Annotated in this window: 1 protein-coding gene; it reads left to right on the top strand. The window is 45.3% G+C overall.

Translation table 11 applies throughout. The features are described 5' to 3' along the window. Window positions 1-611 (top strand): hypothetical protein (locus tag GJS45_RS23585; RefSeq protein WP_202928168.1); only part of this gene is annotated, 611 nt, incomplete at both ends.

The following is a 611-nucleotide window of genomic DNA, read 5'->3' as shown; positions in this document are numbered from 1 at the left end:
GCTGGGATTACTGGGCAGTCAAAATAGATGGCAGTGGCAACAAAGTCTGGGACAAGACCATAGGGGGGATTAGTACTGACTATCTTCAAAGTACGACTCCCACCCCTGATGGAGGCTATTTACTGGCAGGTTCTTCTTACTCTTATGCTTCAGGGGATAAAACTGAAAACGGAAAAGGTGGCTTTGATTACTGGGCAGTCAAAATAGATGGAAGTGGCAACAAAGTCTGGGACAAAACCATAGGGGGGAATAACAGTGAATATCTTCGCAGTACCACCCCCACCCCTGATGGAGGCTATTTACTGGCAGGTGATTCTTACTCATTAGCTTCAGGGGATAAAAGTGAAAACAGTAAAGGTGGCTCGGACTTCTGGGCAGTCAAAATAGATGCAAGTGGCAACAAAGTCTGGGACAAAACCATAGGGGGGAATAACAATGACTTTCTTTTTAGTACCATTCCAACCCCTGATGGAGGCTATTTACTGGCAGGTTATTCTGGCTCTTCTGCTTCAGGGGATAAAAGTGAAAACAGTAAAGGTTACGATGACTACTGGGTAGTCAAAATAGATGGCAGTGGCAACAAAGTCTGGGACAAAACCATAGGGGGGAAT

The sequence above is a fragment of the Cyclobacterium salsum genome (assembly GCF_010119245.1).
GTDB classification, from domain to species: Bacteria; Bacteroidota; Bacteroidia; order Cytophagales; family Cyclobacteriaceae; genus Cyclobacterium; species Cyclobacterium salsum.
This window is presented reverse-complemented; position numbering and strand designations above follow the sequence as displayed.